This window comes from Paraburkholderia fungorum (assembly GCF_900099835.1).
In the GTDB taxonomy this organism is placed as follows: Bacteria; Pseudomonadota; Gammaproteobacteria; order Burkholderiales; family Burkholderiaceae; genus Paraburkholderia; species Paraburkholderia fungorum_A.
In genome coordinates, this window is sequence record NZ_FNKP01000003.1 from 734,070 (window position 1) to 753,809 (window position 19,740).

Annotated in this window: 15 protein-coding genes; 8 read left to right on the forward strand and 7 right to left on the reverse strand. The window is 61.4% G+C overall.

Annotated elements, in window-relative coordinates; translation table 11 throughout:
* Positions 1-4: 4 nt before the first annotated feature.
* From BLS41_RS32560 to BLS41_RS32575, 4 genes are read right to left on the reverse strand one after another with little or no spacing between them, the layout of a single operon-like run.
* On the reverse strand, positions 5-829 hold the full coding sequence (locus tag BLS41_RS32560) for an amidohydrolase family protein (protein ID WP_074771825.1): 825 nt from the start codon (positions 827-829) through the stop codon (positions 5-7).
* Positions 826-1,674: a sugar phosphate isomerase/epimerase family protein gene (locus BLS41_RS32565; protein WP_074771827.1), complete on the reverse strand. Its 849-nt coding sequence runs from the start codon at positions 1,672-1,674 to the stop codon at positions 826-828. The genes BLS41_RS32560 and BLS41_RS32565 overlap by 4 nt, the downstream gene beginning before the upstream one ends.
* Positions 1,671-2,411 carry an SDR family NAD(P)-dependent oxidoreductase gene (locus tag BLS41_RS32570; RefSeq protein ID WP_074771829.1) on the reverse strand — a complete coding sequence of 247 codons (741 nt, stop codon included), beginning with the start codon at positions 2,409-2,411 and terminating at the stop codon, positions 1,671-1,673. Before BLS41_RS32570 ends, BLS41_RS32565 begins: the two co-directional genes overlap by 4 nt.
* A 15-nt stretch (positions 2,412-2,426) precedes the next feature.
* Complete coding sequence (locus BLS41_RS32575; protein ID WP_074771831.1) at positions 2,427-3,758, reverse strand: MFS transporter; 1,332 nt, start codon at positions 3,756-3,758, stop codon at positions 2,427-2,429.
* A 234-nt stretch (positions 3,759-3,992) separates the two neighbouring features.
* Here BLS41_RS32575 and BLS41_RS32580 point away from each other — a divergent pair, with 234 nt between their 5' ends.
* The 3 genes from BLS41_RS32580 (at position 3,993) to BLS41_RS32590 (ending at position 8,135) form a co-directional block, all read left to right on the forward strand.
* A complete protein-coding gene (locus tag BLS41_RS32580) occupies positions 3,993-4,907 on the forward strand; it encodes a LysR family transcriptional regulator (protein WP_074771833.1) in 915 nt (304 codons plus the stop codon).
* A gap of 237 nt (positions 4,908-5,144) precedes the next feature.
* Positions 5,145-6,557, forward strand: a complete 1,413-nt coding sequence (locus BLS41_RS32585) for a DUF2252 domain-containing protein (RefSeq protein ID WP_074771836.1) — start codon at positions 5,145-5,147, stop codon at positions 6,555-6,557.
* Positions 6,558-6,581: 24 nt separating this feature from the next.
* On the forward strand, positions 6,582-8,135 hold the full coding sequence (locus BLS41_RS32590) for a phospholipase D family protein (RefSeq protein ID WP_074771838.1): 1,554 nt from the start codon (positions 6,582-6,584) through the stop codon (positions 8,133-8,135).
* Here BLS41_RS32590 and BLS41_RS32595 read toward each other — a convergent pair.
* The 3 genes from BLS41_RS32595 to BLS41_RS32605 all read right to left on the reverse strand — a co-directional run bounded on the left by BLS41_RS32595 (position 8,130) and on the right by BLS41_RS32605 (position 11,366).
* Entirely contained in the window at positions 8,130-9,287 is a 1,158-nt protein-coding gene (locus BLS41_RS32595; RefSeq protein WP_074771840.1) for an FUSC family protein, read from the reverse strand. The two genes, BLS41_RS32590 and BLS41_RS32595, sit on opposite strands and share 6 nt — an antisense overlap.
* 121 nt (positions 9,288-9,408) lie before the next feature.
* On the reverse strand, positions 9,409-10,167 hold the full coding sequence (locus BLS41_RS32600; RefSeq protein ID WP_074771842.1) for a tetratricopeptide repeat protein: 759 nt from the start codon (positions 10,165-10,167) through the stop codon (positions 9,409-9,411).
* A gap of 128 nt (positions 10,168-10,295) precedes the next feature.
* A complete protein-coding gene (locus tag BLS41_RS32605) occupies positions 10,296-11,366 on the reverse strand; it encodes an MBL fold metallo-hydrolase (RefSeq protein ID WP_074773300.1) in 1,071 nt (356 codons plus the stop codon).
* 330 nt (positions 11,367-11,696) lie between these two features.
* On the opposite strand from BLS41_RS32605, the gene BLS41_RS32610 reads away from it, so the two are divergent.
* From BLS41_RS32610 to BLS41_RS32630, 5 genes are all read left to right on the forward strand, one after another.
* Complete coding sequence (locus BLS41_RS32610) at positions 11,697-12,164, forward strand: FecR family protein (RefSeq protein WP_074771844.1); 468 nt, start codon at positions 11,697-11,699, stop codon at positions 12,162-12,164.
* Complete coding sequence (locus BLS41_RS32615; RefSeq protein WP_074771846.1) at positions 12,161-12,778, forward strand: OmpA family protein; 618 nt, start codon at positions 12,161-12,163, stop codon at positions 12,776-12,778. Before BLS41_RS32610 ends, BLS41_RS32615 begins: the two co-directional genes overlap by 4 nt.
* 76 nt (positions 12,779-12,854) lie before the next feature.
* Complete coding sequence (locus BLS41_RS32620; protein WP_253189860.1) at positions 12,855-14,297, forward strand: CHASE2 domain-containing protein; 1,443 nt, start codon at positions 12,855-12,857, stop codon at positions 14,295-14,297.
* Between the two features lie 369 nt (positions 14,298-14,666).
* The gene (locus BLS41_RS32625; RefSeq protein WP_074771851.1) at positions 14,667-16,925 is read left to right on the forward strand and encodes a multicopper oxidase family protein; all 2,259 of its coding nucleotides are present in this window, start codon (positions 14,667-14,669) and stop codon (positions 16,923-16,925) included.
* 298 nt (positions 16,926-17,223) lie between these two features.
* Positions 17,224-19,701, forward strand: coding sequence for an alkaline phosphatase family protein (locus BLS41_RS32630; RefSeq protein WP_074771853.1), 2,478 nt, complete (start codon positions 17,224-17,226; stop codon positions 19,699-19,701).
* Positions 19,702-19,740: the final 39 nt, after the last annotated feature.

Here is a 19,740-nt window from a genome sequence, read left to right on the forward strand (position 1 = left end):
GGCTTCAAAAGCCGAACAGGCTGCGCGGAGTGTCCCACAAGACGCGCCGGCGTGCGTTGGAGTCGGGAATCAGGCGCTGGATCAGCGTCAACAGCGGCGCGTAATCCATCCGTACCGGCGAGCGCAGGAACGGCCAGTCCGAACCCCACACACAACGATCCGGCCCGAACGTGCGAAGCAGTTGCAACGCGAACGGCTGCGCATCTTCGTACGGGTAATCGAGTTGCGAAATCTTTTGCAGCCCCGAAAGCTTGACCACGGTTCGGCCCGCGTCGGCGAGACGAAGCAGTGCCTGAAAGCCCGGCTGGTTCAAACCCGCAGCCGCTTCGGGACGGCCGCAATGGTCGATCAGCACTCGCGTCGACGTGCGCGCGATCAACGGTTCCAATGCAATCAGCTGATCGCCGATGACCTGTATTTGCGCGAACATATCGAGGTCGGCAAGCGTGTCGAAGAGAGAGTCGGCATCGCTCATCGCTTCGACACCTTCCATCGCCGGGTTGAACGCGACGCCCACGACGCCCGCACGCTTCATCTCCACGAGCGTCGCGCGGCTCACGTCGTTGTCCACCACGGCGATACCCTTGAAGCGATTGCCGCCCTGCCCGATCGCGTCAAGCATGCAGCGGTTGTCGGTGCGATAGCCGCTCGTTGGACCGACCAGCAGCGCGTGCTGTACGCCGCACGCGTCCATTACGCGAGCGAATTGCGCAGCGGTGCCGATCTCCTGCATCGACGGACGATACGCGGTGTCGTCGCGATACGGAAAGCGCACCGGATCGAAAATATGATTATGACAGTCGATTTTTTCTTCGTCGAAAATGGTCATTGACGAGATGCTCCAGACAGTTCGTAACGGTAGTGCGAAGACGCCAGCATATCGCGCGTGCTGCGATAGGCGAGTTCGAGCCGCTCATCGGCGGGCAGTGACGGCAATGGCATTTCGACGCCGAGCGTCGTTCCCGCAGGCAAAGCGTTCAGCAATTCGCCCAAAGGCAACGCACCTTGCCCAGGCGGCAAGCGGCCGGCGCGTGCTTCGAGAATCGTCGCGTCGTCGCCGATTGGGTCGATGGACGATGCATCGCAAAGCTGAACCGCACGCACCATGTGCTCGGGCAGCGCGCGGACATCGGCGGGAGATCCGCCCGAGCGCGTGAGATGCAATGCATCGACGAGAATCGCGAGGTTGGCGCTGCCCGCGCGTTCGACCATCGCGCGCGCCTGGTGCAGCGTGCCGACATGACGCCAGCGCATGAATTCCAGATCGACGCGTAAGCCGGACCGCGCCGCGAGTTCGCACAACGCGGCAAGGTTCGCCGCGAGTCGCGCGGCATCGGGGTCGTCGCCGGAAACCGTCACGCAACGCGCGCCGAGATCGGCGGCGGCATCGAACATCGGCGCAAACGAGGCGACGTCGATGTCGGGCATGACCGGAATGAACTCGACGTCATGCACCGAGACGCCTTCGTCTGCGAGAACACGCCGCAATTCGCGATGCGCGCTGCTTCCCACGAGAGAGGGATACGCAACCGCGCCAGGGGCGGTCGGGTTCAGCCTCAGGCCGACCGCGCCGAAGCCCGCGCGCGCGGCGTGCCGCACCAGTTCGCACGGCGTCAGTTCCAGCGCGGTGAGATGCGCGACCGCCAGCTTCGGCGCTACGGTCAGCGGGTTCAATAGGTGGCCCTCCCGCCGGTCAGATCGAACGTGAAGCCGCTGGTAAAGCTGCATTCGGGACTTGCGATCCAGCTCACCATCGCGCCGACTTCGTCGATCTGAAGGAAGCGGCCCATCGGGATTTTCGCCTTGCTCGCTTCGATGTGCGCGTCGGACATCTCGCTGAACAGTTCGGTCTCGACCATCGCGGGCGCGACGCAGTTGATCAGCACGTTGTCTTTCGCCAACTCTTTCGCGGCCGCTTTCGTGAACGCGATCACACCCGCTTTCGCCGCCGAGTACCCTGAAATGAACTGCACGCCCTCCTTGCCCGCAATCGACGCCACATTGACGATGCGGCCGCCGCCCCGCGCGCGCATGTGCGGAATCGCGACGCGGCAGCAGTAAAACACGCTGTTCAGATCGACGGCGATCACGCGTTGCCATGCATCGACCGGATACTCCCAGCACGGCGCGACCGGCCCGTTGATGCCCGCGTTATTGACGAGGATATCGACATGCCGCACTTTATCGAGCGTGACCGCAAAAGCCTGTTCAACCGATTCGATCGATGCAACGTCCACCTGCTGCACATGATCCGGCTCGAAGCCCAACTGCTCCGCGCCGCACTCGCCGACATTCAGATCCCACACCACGACACGCGCGCCGTCCGCTTTCAGTTTCTTCGCGATGCCCAGACCGATGCCGCGCGCGGCGCCCGTGACGATAGCCACTTTTCCTTCGTGATAGCGAGTCATATCCAGCTTGTTCCTTTAAATGAGGTTGTTCGGTAGTTCGATGCGCTTGATATCGCCGACCACGAAAATGTACGAAAGCGCGCCAACCAGCGTGACCGCCGAGATAAAAGCCAGCGCATAGACGAACGATCCGGTCGCATTGACGATCAGGCCGATGACCAGCGGCGTGACGATTCCCGCCGCGTTGGCGAACAGATTGAAGAGACCGCCGCTCAAGCCGAGCAAACCCTTCGGCGCGATGTCGGAGACGATCATCCATGCAAGCGCCGACATGCCTTGCGCAAAGTACGCGACGCACAGAATCGCGATCACCATTGGCGTGGATTCGACATAGTTGGCGAGAACGATGCTCGACGCGGCCAGCAGTCCCGCGATCACCGGCAGCTTGCGCGACCAGTTCAGCGAGATGCCCCGGCGCAGCATCGCGTCGGAAATCCAGCCACCGGCGAGCGTACCGACCGACGCGGCGATAAACGGCAGCACGGCGATCAGCCCGACTCGCAGCCACGGCATATGACGCTCGGTCACGAGGTAAGTCGGGAACCACGTCAGGAAAAACACGTTGGTCGAATTGCACGCGAACTGGCCGATGCAGATGCCGAGCATGCTGCGGCGTTTCAACAGTGCGCCGATATCGGACCAGCGGAAGTGCGTCGCCTTCTGGCTTCCGTCGACCACACCGCCGCCATTCGCGATGTAATCGAGTTCCGCGCGATTCGCGCTTTTCGATTGATGCGGCTCGTGAAAACGCATCAGCCAGATACCGCCGAACACGACACCGACCGTGCCGACAATGCCGAACAGCGTGCGCCATCCATAGCGCTGTTCGAGCCAGAACAGCAGCGGACTCAGAAAGGCGAGGCCGACGTACTCGGCGAAGGTATAGATGCCGGTTGCGCGGGCGCGCTCGCTCTGCGGAAACCAGATCGCCACCACGCGGCTATTGGTCGGAAAACACGGCGCCTCGGCGATGCCGATCAGCAGACGCATGATCAGCAGCGACACGAAGCCGGTTGCGAGTCCCTGCAATCCGGTGAAAAGCGACCACAGCGTGAGCGCGAAGAAATAGGTCCAGCGGGTGCCGACGCGGTCCAGCATCACGCCGCCGGGAATCTGCGAGGCGGTGTAGGTCCACGAGAAGGCAGAGAAGATCACGCCCATCAGCGCCGGATTGAGGCCGAGTTCGTGGCTCATGCTCGGCGCGGCAATGCCGGCGACGCTGCGATCGAGATAGTTGATCATCGTGCCGACCGCCAGCAGCGCGAGGATGCCGAAGCGGGCGCGGGTGCGCCGCGCGGTTGTCGCCATGTCGAGTGACGCGACGCCGGACTGGGTTGCGTGATTCATCGTGTCTCCTTCCTGTCTGCTTTTTTAGCGCGTCCCGCGAGCCGGTCCGCGGATCGTTCGGGCCGCCGCTTTCACCGGTGCAGCGCCACTTTCGCGGTGCCGGGGACGCCATGCGGAAGCCGGGGCTTCCGTTGAGCAGATACTAGATAGTTGTCGTCAGCTTGTCGTATGCCGAGATTCAGCTACCCTATAACTTTTGGTTAAGATCCCCGGATTACATCTTCTGGAGGACGCATGCGGTTCAAGCTCAGGCAGATGGAAGTGTTTCGCGCGGTCATGCTGACGGGGTCGATCAACGCGGCGGCGAAGATGCTGTACGTGTCGCAACCCGCCGTCAGCAAGCTCGTTTCGCATACGGAGACCACCCTGGGCCTGCGGCTGTTCGAACGCACAAAGGGTCGGCTGATTCCTACGGCGGAAGCGCAGGCGCTATTCCGTGAGGTCGAGCAGGTCTATCAGGCGGCGTTGAGTGTCGATGAATTTGCGCGCGCGCTGTCGCTGGGACCGGCCAGTTTGCTGCGGGTGTCGTGCAGCCCGTCACTGGCGACGTCGATCGTCGCGCCCGCGATTGTCGAGTTGAAACGGCAATTGCCCGGCTTGAGCGTCGACTGGCATACCACGCTGATGGCCGATATGCCGATGGAAGTGCTGAGCAAAGCCGTCGATGTCGCCATCACGTCGATGCCGATCGAACACGAGCATCTCGACGTCGTGCCGTTCATGCGCGGCAGGATGGTGTGTGTCGTGCCGTCCGGCCATCGCCTCGCGGCGACCGGGCCGATTGCGCTCGCCGATCTGATCGGCGAGCCGATGATCCTGTTCCGGCGCGACATTCCGTTCGGCACGATGATCGCGCGCGCGTGTCAGCAGGCTAATGTCGATCTGCAATCGGTGGTGGACGTCACGCGCGCGGACCAGGCGTTGGCGCTGGTCAAGGGCGGCCTCGGGCTCGCTATCGTCGACGAATTCGCTGCGGACGGCCAGGGCTTCCTCATCCGTCCGCTGGTGGAGGAACTTGAACTCGTGTCGACCTTCGTCTATTCGAAGTTCTCGCCGCCATCGCGCAACACGGCTCTGTTGATGCATGAGGTCTACAGGCAGGCGCAGCGGATCAACCGGCAGATTCCCGGCGCGTCGCTGCCGGTTTGATTGTGCGGCTGGAAAGGCAAACCGTAAGGCTCGATGGAAATGGAAATAATCGAACAGACACGCTAAAGTCTGAACAGGCTAACCGGCTGACCCGGCGCAGTCCATACCGTGACTGCACAGCCCAGCCCACGCAATGCGCAAAACCGGTTGATGAGCTTCAGCGACATTCACCCTGGCACGGTCCAGGCGTCGCGTTAGAAACGAATTCAATAACACCGCATTCCCAAGGGGCTCACGATGACGCCGTCTGACTCGCTCGAGGAACGCCGCGCAATCGGCCGTAGCGCACGCAAGAACACGCCGCGCAGCGCACACGCGAAGATCGGCAACACCGACCGCGATCCGGTCCAGCTACTGCGCGAAAACAGCCAGGGGCGCGTCGAAGCACTCATCCCCTTGCGCTATGGACGCATGCTTGCGTCGCCATTCACGTTCTATCGCGGCAGCGCGATCATCCAGGCGCACGATCTCGCGACCACGGCCAATAGCGGCTTCCACTTTCAGATTTGCGGCGATTGCCACCTGATGAACTTCGGCGGCTTCGCAACGCCGGAGCGCGCACTGGCGTTCGACATCAACGATTTCGACGAAACCGCCGTCGGTCCGTGGGAGTGGGACCTCAAGCGGCTCGCGGCGAGTCTTTACATTGCAGTGCGGCATCTCGGCCACGGCGACAAACTGGCCGACGAAGTCGTCTCGATCGTCGCACAAAGCTATCAGCGGTGGACCTCGACCTATTCGGCGCTGAGCCCGCTCGAACTCTGGTACGAACTCATCACGTTCGATCGCCTCGAACAGACTTCGACTTCGGAAGATGCGCGCGTTCATATCCGCAGCGGCATCGAAAGAGCGTCGCGCCGCACGCACGAGACGATGCTGCCGAAGCTTGCCAGTCACCGAAACGGGGTTTGGCAGATTCGCGATACGCCACCAGGCGTGTTTCACGTCCACGGAAAAAACACCCTCTTCACGCACGACGACGACTGGCTGGGTCTCGGCGAATGGCCCAAGCTGATGGCGCCAATCTACCGTCATTATCTGAAGTCACTCGGACCGGTGCGCTGCAATCTGCTCGCGCATTTCTCGATGCAGGACGTTGCGTTCAAGGTTGTCGGCGTCGGCAGCGTGGGAACGCGGTGCCTGATCCTGTTGATGGTCGATCCTCATGAGAAGCCATTGTTCATCCAGTTCAAGGAAGCGTCGACCTCAGTCGTATCACGGTATTTCGAAGCGCCTGTGTCGAAACATCAGGGCCAGCGTGTGGTGCATGGCCAGCGTCTGATGCAGGGCGCGAGCGATCCGTTCCTCGGCTGGACTACCGGTCCGTTCGGACGGCACATTTACGGGCGTCAACTGCGCGACATGAAAGTCTCGGCCACGCTCGAACTCTTTTCGAAAGAGACGTTCCGCGAATATGCGGGCCTGTGCGGCTGGGTACTCGCGCGGGCGCACGCCAAAGCAGGCGGACAGGCCACCGAGGTGGCCGCCTATCTCGGCAACGGCGACCAGATGACGGAAGCGCTGGTCGGCTATTCGCGCGCGTACGCCGACCAGGTGGAGCGGGACTACGAGGTATTCCGCGACGCCTGCCGTAGCGGACGACTCGAAGCGCGCACCGACGCCGACATGGCCGCCGATTTCGTCGCATAACCGCGTGTAGTACGGAGTGTTGCCATGACAAAGTTTCGCGCCGCGTTCGCGGTCCTGCTGGTGGTCCTGTTGTCGGCTTGCGCGAGCCTGCCGCCGCAGGCAGGGCGAACCGAAACCCACGCCGTCGCGCCGTCGGACAGCACGCGTCTCGGCGCGGCCTTCACGCCGCAGGAGCGCAAGCATCCGGGTCAGACCGCGTTTTACCTGCTGCCCGATGGCGTCGACGCCTTGCTCGGCCGAATCGCACTCACCGATGCCGCGGATCGCACGCTCGATCTCCAGTACTACATCTGGCATGACGACCTGACGGGCCGGCACCTGGCGAACGCGGTGCTGCGCGCGGCGGATCGCGGCGTGAGAGTACGCGTGCTGCTCGACGACCTCGGCACCAACGGAGACGACCAGGTACTGCTGGCACTCGCGTCGCATCCGAACATTCAGTTGCGGCTGTTCAATCCGGTTGCGAGCCGGAGCTTCAAGAAAGTGGGCGCGGCGCTGGAGTTCAGCCGCGTGAACCGGCGCATGCACAACAAGTCGATCATCGCCGACAACGAAGCGGCCATCGTCGGCGGCCGCAATATCGGCGATGAGTATTTCGGCGCGTCTAACGACGTGTCGTTCGGCGATCTCGACGTGCTGACGCATGGCGCCGTAGTCAGCAAAATCTCCGTCGCGTTCGACGAGTTCTGGAATTCCGACGCGGCGTATCCGATCGAAAACCTGACGGGTCATCCGGCGGAACCTGGCGCGCTCGACGCTTATCGCAAGCGTCTGGATGCGTTCGTTGCATCACAACGCGATACACCCTACGTCGCCCGGGCCACGCAGCGCTACGCGGAGCTGATGCAGATGCGCGACATCGATTTTGCGTGGGGGAAAGCGACCCTGCTCTATGACGACCCCGCAAAAATCACGCGTGCCCCGGACGATTCAACCGGCCATCTGCTGACGCAGTTCAATTCGTTGAGCGTCGAACCCAGTCAGCAGATGCTGATCGTTTCGCCCTACTTCGTGCCCGGCAAAAAGGGCGTCGAATGGCTGAGCAAAGAAACCGCGCGCGGTGTTCGCGTCACCATTCTCACCAACTCGCTCGCAGCCACCGACGTGGCGGCCGTGCATGCCGGATATCAGCGCTATCGCAAGGATCTGCTCGATGCGGGCGTTCATCTGTACGAGTTGAAACCGGCGGCTTCTTCCGGCGATTCGAAGGAGAAGAAGTCGCTGCTGGGTTCGTCGAAGGCGTCGCTGCATGCGAAGACTTACGTGTTCGACAAGTCCAGCATCTTCATCGGCTCGATGAATCTCGATCCTCGTTCGATCACGCTGAATACGGAAATCGGCGTGTATTGCGAAAGCGGTGCGCTCGCGGCACAGGTCGTCGACGGCCTGGAGCCGAAACTGGATCAGATAGCGTGGCGACTCGAAGAACGGACCGACGCGAACGGTACAAAGCGGATCGTCTGGATCGACACCGACGCCAATGGAAAAGAAACAGAACTCGACGAGCCGGACGTGTCGGGACTCAAGCGCGTCGGAATCTGGTTCCTCAGCCTGCTGCCGATCGAATCGGAGCTATGACGGTGTGTCTCTTCCCAATCGCAGCGGAAAAATGAACCGTGAAGCCGCGAGGCCGAGCGCGCCGCCGAGCAGCGTCTCCCAGGCGCGCGCAGCGAGCAGCGGCACCGAATGGACGCCGCCGATCGCCAGCGTCACGATCAGCGTGAAAGCGAACGCTCCGCAGGCGATGTCGTAGCGGTTGGGCAACGCCATCGCGTAGACGATCATCGCCATCGCCGCCGCGACCCAGGCCAGCAGCGGCGCGTGAACGACCAGCGGCAGGCACACAAGACCCAGCGGCACGCCCACCAGCGTGCCGATAATCCGCCGCCGTACACGCTCCGCCGTGCCGCTCGCGGACCCCGCGACGACATACGTGCACGCCGTAATCGCCCACGCCGATTCCTTGAGCCCGACCACCTCGTTCAACGCGACGACGACGAGTGCGCCGCTGGCCGCCTGCAAGCCCATGATGAGTTCGGGAGAAAGCGTCCACCTGTCGGGTATATCGACCGGAGAAAGCAGCGTCGTGGCGGGATGTTCGGCGGGGCCGCTGAGCATGCGCGGCACGATCGACGCGAGCATCGCGATCAGGCTGGCGACGGCGACCGCAGGCAACTCCACCATCGTGAGATGGGCACCGTATGCGAGCAACTGCCCGATATAGATTTGCGAGCCCGTGCCACCGCCGAGAATGCCGAAGCGCTTCAGATAGCCGACCAGAAATGCGCCGGTTACGAGCGTCAGTTCCGGGCCTGCCGTGGCGATTGCCCGCAATGGCAGCGAGAGAACGATGAACATCGCCGCGCCGAAAGCGGCGGCGGCGCACAGCACCACCAGGTCCCGGCTGGATTCCGTCCGTTCGATACGTGCTTCCGACACGCTTGCCCAAAGCGCGAAGCTCGCGGCCAGCGAACCGACCGAGGTCGCGCCGGGCAGGTTGTGCATGATGTCCTGCAACGTGCCCAACGCGGCGGCGATGCCATAGGCGGTGACGAGCCGCAGTCCCTTGATTCGCCGATGCGTGCCGGGATCGACCCGCTCCAGCCATGCAACCGCCGACCCGATGACGCCACGTGCGCCATCGCCATTGGGTTCAGGTCGAATGAGAACCTGGGACGCGGGTTTTTGTCCGTCGGCGCCGAAGTTCTCGTTGCTGTCCTTGGGAATCATCTTTCGCAGCACGGCTCGCGGCGCGTGCGGGAAACGGGGTACATCCCAGTCTAGGCGATAACGCAGCTTGCCCGGAAATGCAGTCTTTGCAGGCCGCTATCGGGCCATGAGAAGACCGCGCCTACCGACGCGCCGACGCCGCCTGCGCGCGTTGCAGCCACTCCCGGTTATGTTCCTTCGCGTGACGCGGCCAGTGTCTCGCATCCTGAACGATTTCCGCGTACAGGCTGTCGGCGCGACGGCGGTCGGCATCGTCCGGTTGCTTTGCCAGCCAGTCGGCGAACAGGCAGCGCGGCGCGACATCGCCGGCGCACGTCAACGCCTGCTCGAACGCCGCACGCGTGCCGGGCGCTCCAAGCGCGGCGAGGACGCGCGCGTATAGCAGCGCCGGCTCGCCCTGATTACGGGCTTGCGGATTCGCGTCGAACAGACGCAACAGGGTTGCGTCGGCGGCTGTGGGGTTGTTCACGGCAAACTGCGCTTTGGCGAGGCCGAGCAGCAACGCGGGATCGTTTGCAAAGGGCCCGTTCGCGGCCGCCTGAAAATGCTCCAGCGCTTCGCCTGCGTTACCGGCGGCCAACAATGCATCGCCCAGACGAAGTCGATGCTGAACCGTCGGCGAGCGGTCGAAATCGGCGCGTGCCTCGCGCACCGCGCGATTCGGATCGACGAATTGCGTGATCGCCTGGGTGGCCGCGCGCGCGCCGCGCGATTGACGCAGGCTCGGCAGATAGACGGCGAACAGGTACACCACGCTTCCCAGCATCGGGAAGACGAAGAGAATGAAAAGCCAGTAGATGCTCTGCTGATTCCGCACGGCATGCACCGCAAAATAAATCGCGATGATGACGTGAAGACCGATTCCGAAAAAATATGGCATGTGCGTTTAACTCTCGACCTAGGGAAGCGCCCGCCGGTGACGGTCGCGCCGACTTGAAGCTGACAATTTTATTACAGCAGGTGCCTTGTGCCGAGGTTCTGCACGCCCCGCAGGGTGTTTTAACCTGACTACACGCTGCCGTTTTCAACCACCCGCCCTTCGGCTCGCCAACGCAGCATGCCGCCCGCGAGATTCGCCACCGCGTCAAATCCAGCCTGCCGGAGTATGACCGTGGCGTGCGCCGAACGTCCTCCCGCGCGGCAAACTGTCACGATTGGCTGCGCTTTCTCAAGCTCGCCGGTGCGGTTCGCAAGATCGCCGAGCGAAACCAGTTGCGCATTGGGGATACGCCCGAGCGGTCCGTCGAATTCGTCGGGTTCGCGCACGTCGACGATCTGCACCGAATGCAGATTTTCCTCCAGCCATTCAGGATTGATTTCCCAGATGCCCGCAAACGTGTAGGTCAATGGCGCCCAAACAGGTTGACCCAGTTGCGTCGGGTCGTTTGCCGCGACGCCGCATTTCAGATTCGCGGGCACGGCCACGTCGATCTGTTTGGGATGCGGCAAGCGCAGATTCGACATATACCCCGCGAAATCGTCTGCGCACAACTCTCCGCCGAGCCGTGGATTGAATCGCCGCTCCTCGCCGACGCTCGTCACCGTCAATCCACGGTAATCGTGAGCGGGATACAGCAGGCACTCGGCGGGCAGAGAAAAGATCTTGCCGTGGATTGCCTCGAACATCGCACGCGCGTCGCCATTCTGGAAATCCGTGCGACCTGTACCCCGGATCAGCAGACAGTCGCCGGTAAAAGCCATGCTCCGGTCGTCGAGTACCAGGCTGATGCAGCCGCTCGTATGACCCGGCGTAGCGCGAACCAGCAGATGCCGTGAACCGAATTCGACCCGCTCGCTCTCACTCAGATAGCGGTCGCCGCCTTCGGCCCCGCTCGCGGCGGAGATCGCAATCTGGCTACCTGTACCGCGTTTTAGCAACCACGCACCGGTGACGTGATCGGCATGGACGTGCGTGTCGATCGTATAAAGAAGACGCAAGCCAAGTTCTTCGATCAATGCCGCATCGCGGCGTGCCTGCTCGAATACCGGATCGATCAACACAGCTTCTGCCGTCGAGCTATCGGCAAGCAGATACGTGTAGGTCGACGATTGCTGATCGAAGAGTTGCCGGAAGATCAACACAATTTGGCTCCTTACAAAGTACCTTTAAAAAAAGCGCCGAAAAGCATCCCGCTCGAACGGCGACCGCTCCAAAAACGAAATATCGTCTACCGCAAGTTCTTCCTTTCGCGGTATGCGCGCAAGCGCACAGAGCCGTTCCGGTTGGGGCCATACTCTGCTGGACGGCGCAATGACATCCTGGTCCGATGTCCAGAGGCGGCAATTCTGCATATCCTTCATTTGCTCCGCTTCGCGAGCAGCCTCACGAACTTCAATTACAACACGACGCCGACCTCGGGGATGTCCCGCTACCGCAAAGCGTAGCGTTTACACCATCAGGTGCCAGCGATGCGTCTCCCGCCCTTCGAATGCGTACTGATCCTGATCTGCGGATGCGTGGCCAGCGTCAATGCCGTCGCCGACGACGCGGCCGGCGTCGTTAAAACCGTCAAGGGCAACGTGCAGATCGAGCACGCCGGAGCGAGCCTGGGCGCCGCCATCGGCAGCGATGTTTATAGCAGCGATCGCGTCGTGACCGGCCCCGAGTCGTCGGTCGGCATCACGTTGCGCGATACGACCCAACTGTCTGCTGGTGCCAATACGATTCTCGAACTCAACAAGTTCGCGTTCGATGCCACGACTCACGACGGCGTGCTCGACGCCACCGTCAAACATGGCTCGCTAGCGGTGATTTCCGGAAAACTGGCCAAGGCGAGACCCGACGCCGTTCGTTTCAGTACGCCGACCACCACGCTCGGCGTACGTGGCACCGAGTTCATTATCGAAGTCGGCGATAGCAAGGAGAGCGCGCGATGAGAGGCAAGCTTCGACGTGTCCCGCCGATCACCGCTGCGGCATTCGCCGCGCTCGCGTTACTGGGTGGATGCAGCACGCCGCCGGACAGAATCATCCTGCTGCCCGACCCGGAAGGCAAGGTCGGCGCCGTCGTTGTGCACAGCGCCAACGGCGAGCAAACAATCGACAAGGCGTACGCGGGCGTCGATGTCGCCAGCAACGGCTCGATGGAAAAGACCATGGATAGCTCGTCGAACGTGCAGACGCGATACAGCGCGCTACTTGCCGCACGCCCGCCTCGCCCGATGACCTTCACGTTATTTTTCCTGTTCGACTCCGCGACGGAACTCGCGCCCGAGTCGCCTGCCACGGTCGAAAAAATGAAGGCGGTTCTGGCGCACTGGCCCGCGCCTCAGGTTGTCGTGATCGGCCACACCGATCTGGCCGGCTCGCAGGAATTCAACGACAGGCTGTCGATGCGGCGAGCCCAGAGCGCTGCATCGTTTCTGGTGAAGGAAGGCATTCCTGTTCAGCAGATCGAGACTGCGGGACGAGGCAAGCGTGAGCCGCTGGTTCCAACGGCGGACGGCGTTCCGAACAAGATGAATCGCCGGGTTGTCATCACGATTCAATGATCCGCGCCGACAAAATCTCCCGTTGATGAAACGCGTCTACGACCCATGGTTTCCGCGGATCAGGCGTTGGCTGAAGATGATCCAGGGGCGTCCCGTCGCGCTCATCATGCTGCTCGCGCTGAGCCTGCTCAACCTGTCGAGCGAATGGCCGAGCAACCTTCCGCGTCCCGCTTTTGTGAACACGCTCGACGAAACTTTGCCGGACTCGTTCAAAACCGCGCGGCAATTGCTATTCGACCAGTTTCAACGTCACTATCCGCGAATTCCGACGACTCAGCCGGTCACCATCGTCGAGATCGATGAAGAGACACTCGCGAGCGTCGGCCAGTGGCCGTGGCCGCGCAACCGGCTCGCCGGGCTGATCGACGCGATTGCGGCACAAAAACCGCTGGCTATCGGACTCGATATTTACATGCCGGAGCCGGACCAGACCTCGCCCGACAAGGTGGCCGACAACTTGCCTAAATCGGCGGCGTCGCTCGCTGCCGAATTGCGCACGCTTCCGAGCCACGACGCGATCCTCGCGCGATCGCTGCGGGCCGCGCCAACCATTCTCGGTGCCGCCGCGCTCGATCACGCCGCCTTCACGACACGCACCGATTTACGCAGCGCGCCGATTCTCGTGCACGGCACCGACCCGCTGAACAGCGTGCCGCGCTATGAATTCGTGCTCGCCAGTTTGCCGGAGCTGCAGGCTGCCGCTCACGGCCAGGCCATGTTGAGCGTCGCGCTCGAACAAGGCGTGGTCCGTCATATTCCGCTCGTCATGGGCCTCGGCGAAAAGTTGGTCCCCAGTCTGCCGATGGAAATGCTCCGCCTTGCCACTGACTCGCCAGCAGTAGAAGTGTTTGCAAACTCATCGGGCGTGCAGGCAATGGGCGTCGCGGATGTGCTGGTGCCCACGCAACCCGGCGGCGACATCTGGCTGCACTTCGCATCGATTCGCTCGACGCTGAGCCGCTACATCTCCGCGCGCGACGTTTTGCAGCGCAAGGTCGATCCCGAGCGGATCCGCAACAAGCTCGTGCTGATCGGACTCACCGGTGCCGGTGTGACGGACATGCGCACTACACCGCTCGGAGAACTGGTGCCTGGCATCGAGATTCAGGCGCAGGTCATCGAGACGATTTTCGAGGGACGTTTTTTGCGTCGCCCCACATGGCTGAAGTGGGCCGAAAGCGCATTTATCATGATCTTCGGCTTGTTGATCGTCTGGTACGTGCCGCGCAAGGATTCACGATTTGCTGCGTTCATCAGGGCGGTGCCGAAAGGAACCGCTTTTGTCGGCCTACTGCTGCATTTTGCGAATCTTCTCTGTTGCTACTACATCTTCATTCGATTCGGTTTGCTGGTCGATGCCGCGGCTATTTTTATTATTCTGTCTGCGGTTATGGGATGTTTCTTTTCATCTTCGCTGCTTCACGCGCAGGAACAGGTGAAGGCCGAAGCAGCGCAAGCAGCGGAACGTGAAGCTGATTCGGACAGGAAGCATGGCAGAGGTAACGCACCGCTGCCTTGACGGATCGACATCGATAAAGTGGCTTTAATAAAGGCTTATTTTGTTTGCGCCGCCCTGTTCATGTGCACGATTTATTGCACCTGATAGGTGCCTTATCCCTACGCCGTGCACTGCAATTCGCGTTGCCTGGTCTTTCCTCATTCGAGTTCATTGACTCACGCCGAGCAACAACGTTCATTAACGTTCAATACGAATTAACAGCTGTTTTCCCCTTTGAACGCTACTGCGTCTCATCACATTCAGCGCTCGACTCGCTTATGTGTGCTATCGCACACATGCCTTCCGGTTAAGGCTTTTTACATCTTCCCGACAGCCTATTGTCGTCTAGGAAGATCAACGTCAAACCGATTGATTGTCGAGGAGCCTCCGATGCGATTCCATCTCATCACTCTCGTCGCAGCGGCTTTTGTTGCTGTGTCCATTGCACCGGCTCATGCACAAAGTACGACCACGTTGCGATCCTTCTCCGATTTGAGCGATACAGCCGCTGCGGTTTCCGACAACTCATCGACCGCTACGACTAGTGGACTCGCATCGATTCTTGCGCGTCTGCAATGTCTTGCCGGACTCAATCCACTGGGCAATTCAGCATCGGTGACATTGACGGCGAAGATGGGTCAGTACAGCATCTACAACCCCGACACGAATTCGTTTGATAACGTGCTGATGCGCTCGTATAACGGCTGCCCGACAGGACCGACCATCACGATCAAACCGGGTGCGACGCTCAATCTGACTTTAAATAACAATCTGCCGACCACTGATCCGCTGGACGTGTGTCCGGGCGCTCCGAACGACCATACGACGCCGCACTGTTTCAACTACACCAATATTCACACGCACGGGCTGCATGTGTCGCCGTCAGGCACATCTGACAACGTGCTGCTGTCAGTATTGCCGACCAAGTCACAACGCTACACGTACAACATTCCGGCCAATCACCCTTCCGGCACATTCTGGTATCACGCGCATCTACATGGATCGACCGCTATCGACGTGGCGAGCGGAATGGCAGGCGTACTGATCGTGCGGGGTTCGCGCGCGGCTCGCGCGGGTGTCTCGGACGGCACCGCCGATATCGACACGATCCTGCATTACAAATTGTTCAACCTGCCGCTGCGCGAACACGTGATGCTGTTCCAGCAGATCGAATACGGCTGCTTCAGTAGCGACACATCCGACGTACCGCTCGCCGACCCCACCACGTTCGAATGGATCTGTCCAAAGGGCAGCAGTGCTGGAGCAATACGCGGCTACACGAATCAGCTCTCGTTTGTGACCGATCCGCGCCCGGGTCATGCCGGTCAATTGAATTCGACATGGGAAATCTCGGGCCGCTATACGCAGATCAACGGCGTCGTGCAACCCGTATTTCCAAACGCACTTTCGCTCGTTCCTGCCGGCGATATCCGCCGCCTGCGCATGGTTCACGGCGGCAATCGCGACACGATCAACGTGAAGATCGTGCGTGCGAATCTGTCGGCGCTGGGTCTCGCGGATTCGCAATCGCTAAGCGCCGCGCAGGTCAGTACGGCGACAACCACAGCGGCAACGAAACTGGCTAACGCGACCTCGAAAGCAACACAAGCGACCACACTCGATGCGCTGTGCAGCGGCGAAACCGTCAATCAACTGGAGTTCGCCGAAGACGGCATTACGATGCCCGCGATGGTCGAGAAAACCGTCAATTCGATGAACCCCGGTTATCGCAGCGACGTGCTGGTTGCATTTCCATCACCGGGTCTTTATTGCATTCTCGACGAAGCCGCCGACAGTTCCGCGACGATCAATTTCCGGCCCAACGCCGAGAAGGTCAAAGACCGTCGGTTGCTCTCGCTTGCACGCGTCGGTCCTGGCGTGAACATTCCCAATACCACCGTCGGCTCGCATTCGAAGTACTGGCAGTACATTCGCGATCAACTGGTAGCCGCCAATCCTTCACTCGCGACGCCTGCAAAGAACGATCTTGCTTCGCTGACTCTCACCGCGTTCGCGCCCGTCGCGCCGGTGGATGGTCAGATCGACAAGGTCGTACCGGCTATCTTCGATATCAATGTATTCGTCAATCCGGCGAAGTTCCTGATTAATGGATTGCCATACGATCCGGGCGTAATCGCCTATACAGGTACGCTGGGCCACATCGACGAGTGGGATGTGCAGGCCACTCCGCTAGCCACGCACGTCTTTCACATTCACACCAACAAGTTCAAGATCATGGACATCAAGAACGCGGCGAATGTATCGATATTCGATCCCGTCAATGGTGGATGCACCGCAGCGGAAATCGCGACGGGCGATCAGGAGTATTGCAATCTGCGTGGCGTAGTGCGCGATACGTTGTTCATCAAGGCGGGTTATACGCTTGTCATGCGCACCAAGTATGAAGACTTCACCGGCGAATTCGTCATGCACTGCCATATTCTCGATCACGAAGATCGCGGCATGATGGAGAACGTCAGCATCGTGTCGCCGACCACGGCCATGTTGCAACGGATTGCAAAGCCGGTCAGGCTCGCATCGGATAAAGCCGGAGAGTGGTACAACAGAATTACAGGCAGAACGCCCGACCCGACGCAACTGGCGCTGACAGCGTCGATGTGTTCGGCGAAATATTTCGCAGAGAAATGACATAAAGCGCGGTACGGGTTCTCGCGCCATCATCCAAGTTCAAACTGCGGCCGCACTCTTCTTCGTGAGAGTGCGGCCGTTTCATTTGCGCGCCGTCTACAGATGCGAATCGCCGCATTGCGATCCATCACGTTCAGTTAGAGAGAAGCCTCAGCGCCCCCATGCAGCCTCATCACGACCGTGTCATATGACATTGGGATGATCGCGGCACCAACGGGCCCACAGCGTCATGCGGCCTCTCAGGGTAGAAAAAATACGACATCAGCAAGATCACCCACACGACTGAGCCACCACAAACATGAGAATACGTGCATCGAGACTCGCCTGCCTGGGCGCCATACTTTCGCTCGCCGCCTGCGGCCACGACGACATCACCTCGCCGAACGCCAGCATCGACGCAACCGGGGTTGTGGCGGCAGGCGCGCCGATTGTCGGCGTGAGCATCACAGTGACCGACAGCAACGGCAAGAGCACGCAATCGGGCGTCACCGATTCGACCGGCAAATTCACCGTGTCGATGACCGGCCAGCCGCCATTCATCCTCACCGCGCCGTTCAACGATATCGACGGCACGCCCGCCACGCTCTCGGCCGTGATCGATCCCGCGCCCACATCGACGAACAATCCCGCGGCTGTGACAGCCAATCTGAATCCGTTCACGTCGCTGATCACGCAACGCGTACTCGGCATCGTGCCGGGCGGCGCACCGACCAGCGCGCAAATCACGTCGGCGAAAATTTCGACGAAGACCATCGCGCAAGCGGACGCGGACGTCGCCGCTGCATTGCAGCCGTTGTTCTCCGCGTTCAACGTGCCGGCCGCCACGGTTGCCGATCCGATCGGCTCGACGTATCAGGCGAATTCGGCCAACGCGCTCGATAACCTGTTCGACATCGCGCACTTCAACGTGCATGCCGGCACGGTTGCCGCCGGTACCGACACGAGCCGCGCGCAGGTTTCGATTCCGGCGGCCGGCGCGGTTTCCGGCGTAATGCCGGCCACCGCCGCGACCTCCGCGCTGGCACTGAGCAACGGCCCGACCACGACGCCGATCCAGCACGTGATCGTGATCGTCGGCGAGAACCAGACGTTCGACGGACTGTTCGGCGGCTACGTTGCGCCGACTGGTCAGACGGTGAAGAACCTGCTCTCCGAAGGAATCATCAATGCGGACGGCACGCCCGGTCCGAACTTCTCGCAAGCCGCGCAGAACCAGGGCGCGACGCAGACGGCCTATACGATCGACCCGGCGCGCTCGTCCGCATTTGCGACGCTGCCGCAACCGGAACAGATCGGCATCGAGAACCTGCAGACGTTCACGACCGGCGGCGGCACGCCCGACACGCGCTTCCCGGCCACGTTGCCGAACGGCCCGTTCCAGATCACCAAGTACGTGCCGTACGCGCAGCAGGTCACCGCCGTCGCGCCGTTGCTGACGCTGTACGCGATGACCGGGGACCCGGTTCACCGCTTCTTCCAGATGTGGCAGCAAACCGGCGGCGACAACAGCAAGCACGACATGTTCACGTGGGTCGCCACCACGGTCGGCCAGGGCGGCGACACGACCGGCATCACGCCGGCGAATCCGTCGCAGGGCGGCGAGTTGATGGGCTTCATGAACATGTCCACGGGTGACGCGCCGTACTTCCAGTCGCTCGCGCAAACCTACGCGGTGAGCGACAACTACCACCAGTCGGTCATGGGCGGCACGGGCGCGAACTTCTTCTCGATCGCCACCGCCGACTCGCCGTACTTCAACACGGCGGGCGCAGTCGCCACGCCGCCGGCCAACCAGATCGAGAACCCGAATCCGATGACGGGTACGCCGAACTTCTACACGCAGGACGGCTATGAAGGCGGTTCGTACGTGAACTGTTCGGACACGAGCCAGCCGGGTGTCAGCGCGATTCTCAACTTCCTCGCGACGAAGAAAGTCGCGAGCAATTGCGATGCGGGCAAGTACTACCTCGTCAACAACTACAACCCCGGCTATGACCTGAACGGCAACGTGCAGCCGATCGGCGCGAACAATTACAACTATCCGCCGCAGACGGTGCCGACTATCGCGGAAGCGCTGGCGGCCAAGGGCGTGTCGTGGAAGTGGTATACGGGCGGACGCACCACCGCCGACCTCACCGCCGAGACCCAGCTTCTGGAACTCGCGGACAGCCTGCCCGCTGTGCAGGCGGCAGCACTCGCGCAGTCGGCGCAGTACAACAACATCGGCGATCCGCTGGTGGCGTCGAGCAACGTGATGGGCACGCCTGCGCTCAAAGCTGGCCTGACCGATCTCACGACCTTCACCAACGACATCAAGAACGGCACGCTGCCGTCGGTATCGTTCGTGGTTCCGAAGAACCTGGACAGCGGTCACCCGGGCTACTCGGCACCGGCCACTTACGAGGCGTTCCTGAAGACCGTAGTGGCGAACGTGCAGGCCAATCCGACGCTGTGGGCGCACACGGCGATCCTGATCACGACCGACGAAGGCGGCGGTCACTTCGACACCGGCGCGATCCAGAACCTCGATTTCTTCGGCGATGGTCCGCGGATTCCGATGCTGGTGGTGTCGCCGTATGCTCGCACGGGCATGGTCGATCACACGTATTACGACCACGCATCGGTGCTCAAATTCATCGAGCGCAACTGGCGCATGCAGCCTCTGTCGACGCGTAGCCGCGACCGCTTGCCGAATCCGGTGACGTCGACGCAGAGCCCGTATTTGCCGGTCAATACGACGTCGATTGGCGATCTGATGTCGATGTTCAACTTCTGATCGGGCGATGTCGGGCCGTAGATGAATGCAACGGTGGAG

What these genes read in the sequence shown, in the direction of transcription:
- BLS41_RS32560 (WP_074771825.1), bottom strand. Translation starts at nt 829, where the DNA reads ATGACCATTTTCGACGAAGAAAAAATCGACTGTCATAATCATATTTTC.
- BLS41_RS32570 (WP_074771829.1), bottom strand. Translation starts at nt 2,411, where the DNA reads ATGACTCGCTATCACGAAGGAAAAGTGGCTATCGTCACGGGCGCCGCG.
- BLS41_RS32575 (WP_074771831.1), bottom strand. Translation starts at nt 3,758, where the DNA reads ATGAATCACGCAACCCAGTCCGGCGTCGCGTCACTCGACATGGCGACA.
- BLS41_RS32580 (WP_074771833.1), top strand. Translation starts at nt 3,993, where the DNA reads ATGCGGTTCAAGCTCAGGCAGATGGAAGTGTTTCGCGCGGTCATGCTG.
- BLS41_RS32585 (WP_074771836.1), top strand. Translation starts at nt 5,145, where the DNA reads ATGACGCCGTCTGACTCGCTCGAGGAACGCCGCGCAATCGGCCGTAGC.
- BLS41_RS32590 (WP_074771838.1), top strand. Translation starts at nt 6,582, where the DNA reads ATGACAAAGTTTCGCGCCGCGTTCGCGGTCCTGCTGGTGGTCCTGTTG.
- BLS41_RS32595 (WP_074771840.1), bottom strand. Translation starts at nt 9,287, where the DNA reads ATGATTCCCAAGGACAGCAACGAGAACTTCGGCGCCGACGGACAAAAA.
- BLS41_RS32600 (WP_074771842.1), bottom strand. Translation starts at nt 10,167, where the DNA reads ATGCCATATTTTTTCGGAATCGGTCTTCACGTCATCATCGCGATTTAT.
- BLS41_RS32610 (WP_074771844.1), top strand. Translation starts at nt 11,697, where the DNA reads ATGCGTCTCCCGCCCTTCGAATGCGTACTGATCCTGATCTGCGGATGC.
- BLS41_RS32615 (WP_074771846.1), top strand. Translation starts at nt 12,161, where the DNA reads ATGAGAGGCAAGCTTCGACGTGTCCCGCCGATCACCGCTGCGGCATTC.
- BLS41_RS32620 (WP_253189860.1), top strand. Translation starts at nt 12,855, where the DNA reads ATGATCCAGGGGCGTCCCGTCGCGCTCATCATGCTGCTCGCGCTGAGC.
- BLS41_RS32625 (WP_074771851.1), top strand. Translation starts at nt 14,667, where the DNA reads ATGCGATTCCATCTCATCACTCTCGTCGCAGCGGCTTTTGTTGCTGTG.
- BLS41_RS32630 (WP_074771853.1), top strand. Translation starts at nt 17,224, where the DNA reads ATGAGAATACGTGCATCGAGACTCGCCTGCCTGGGCGCCATACTTTCG.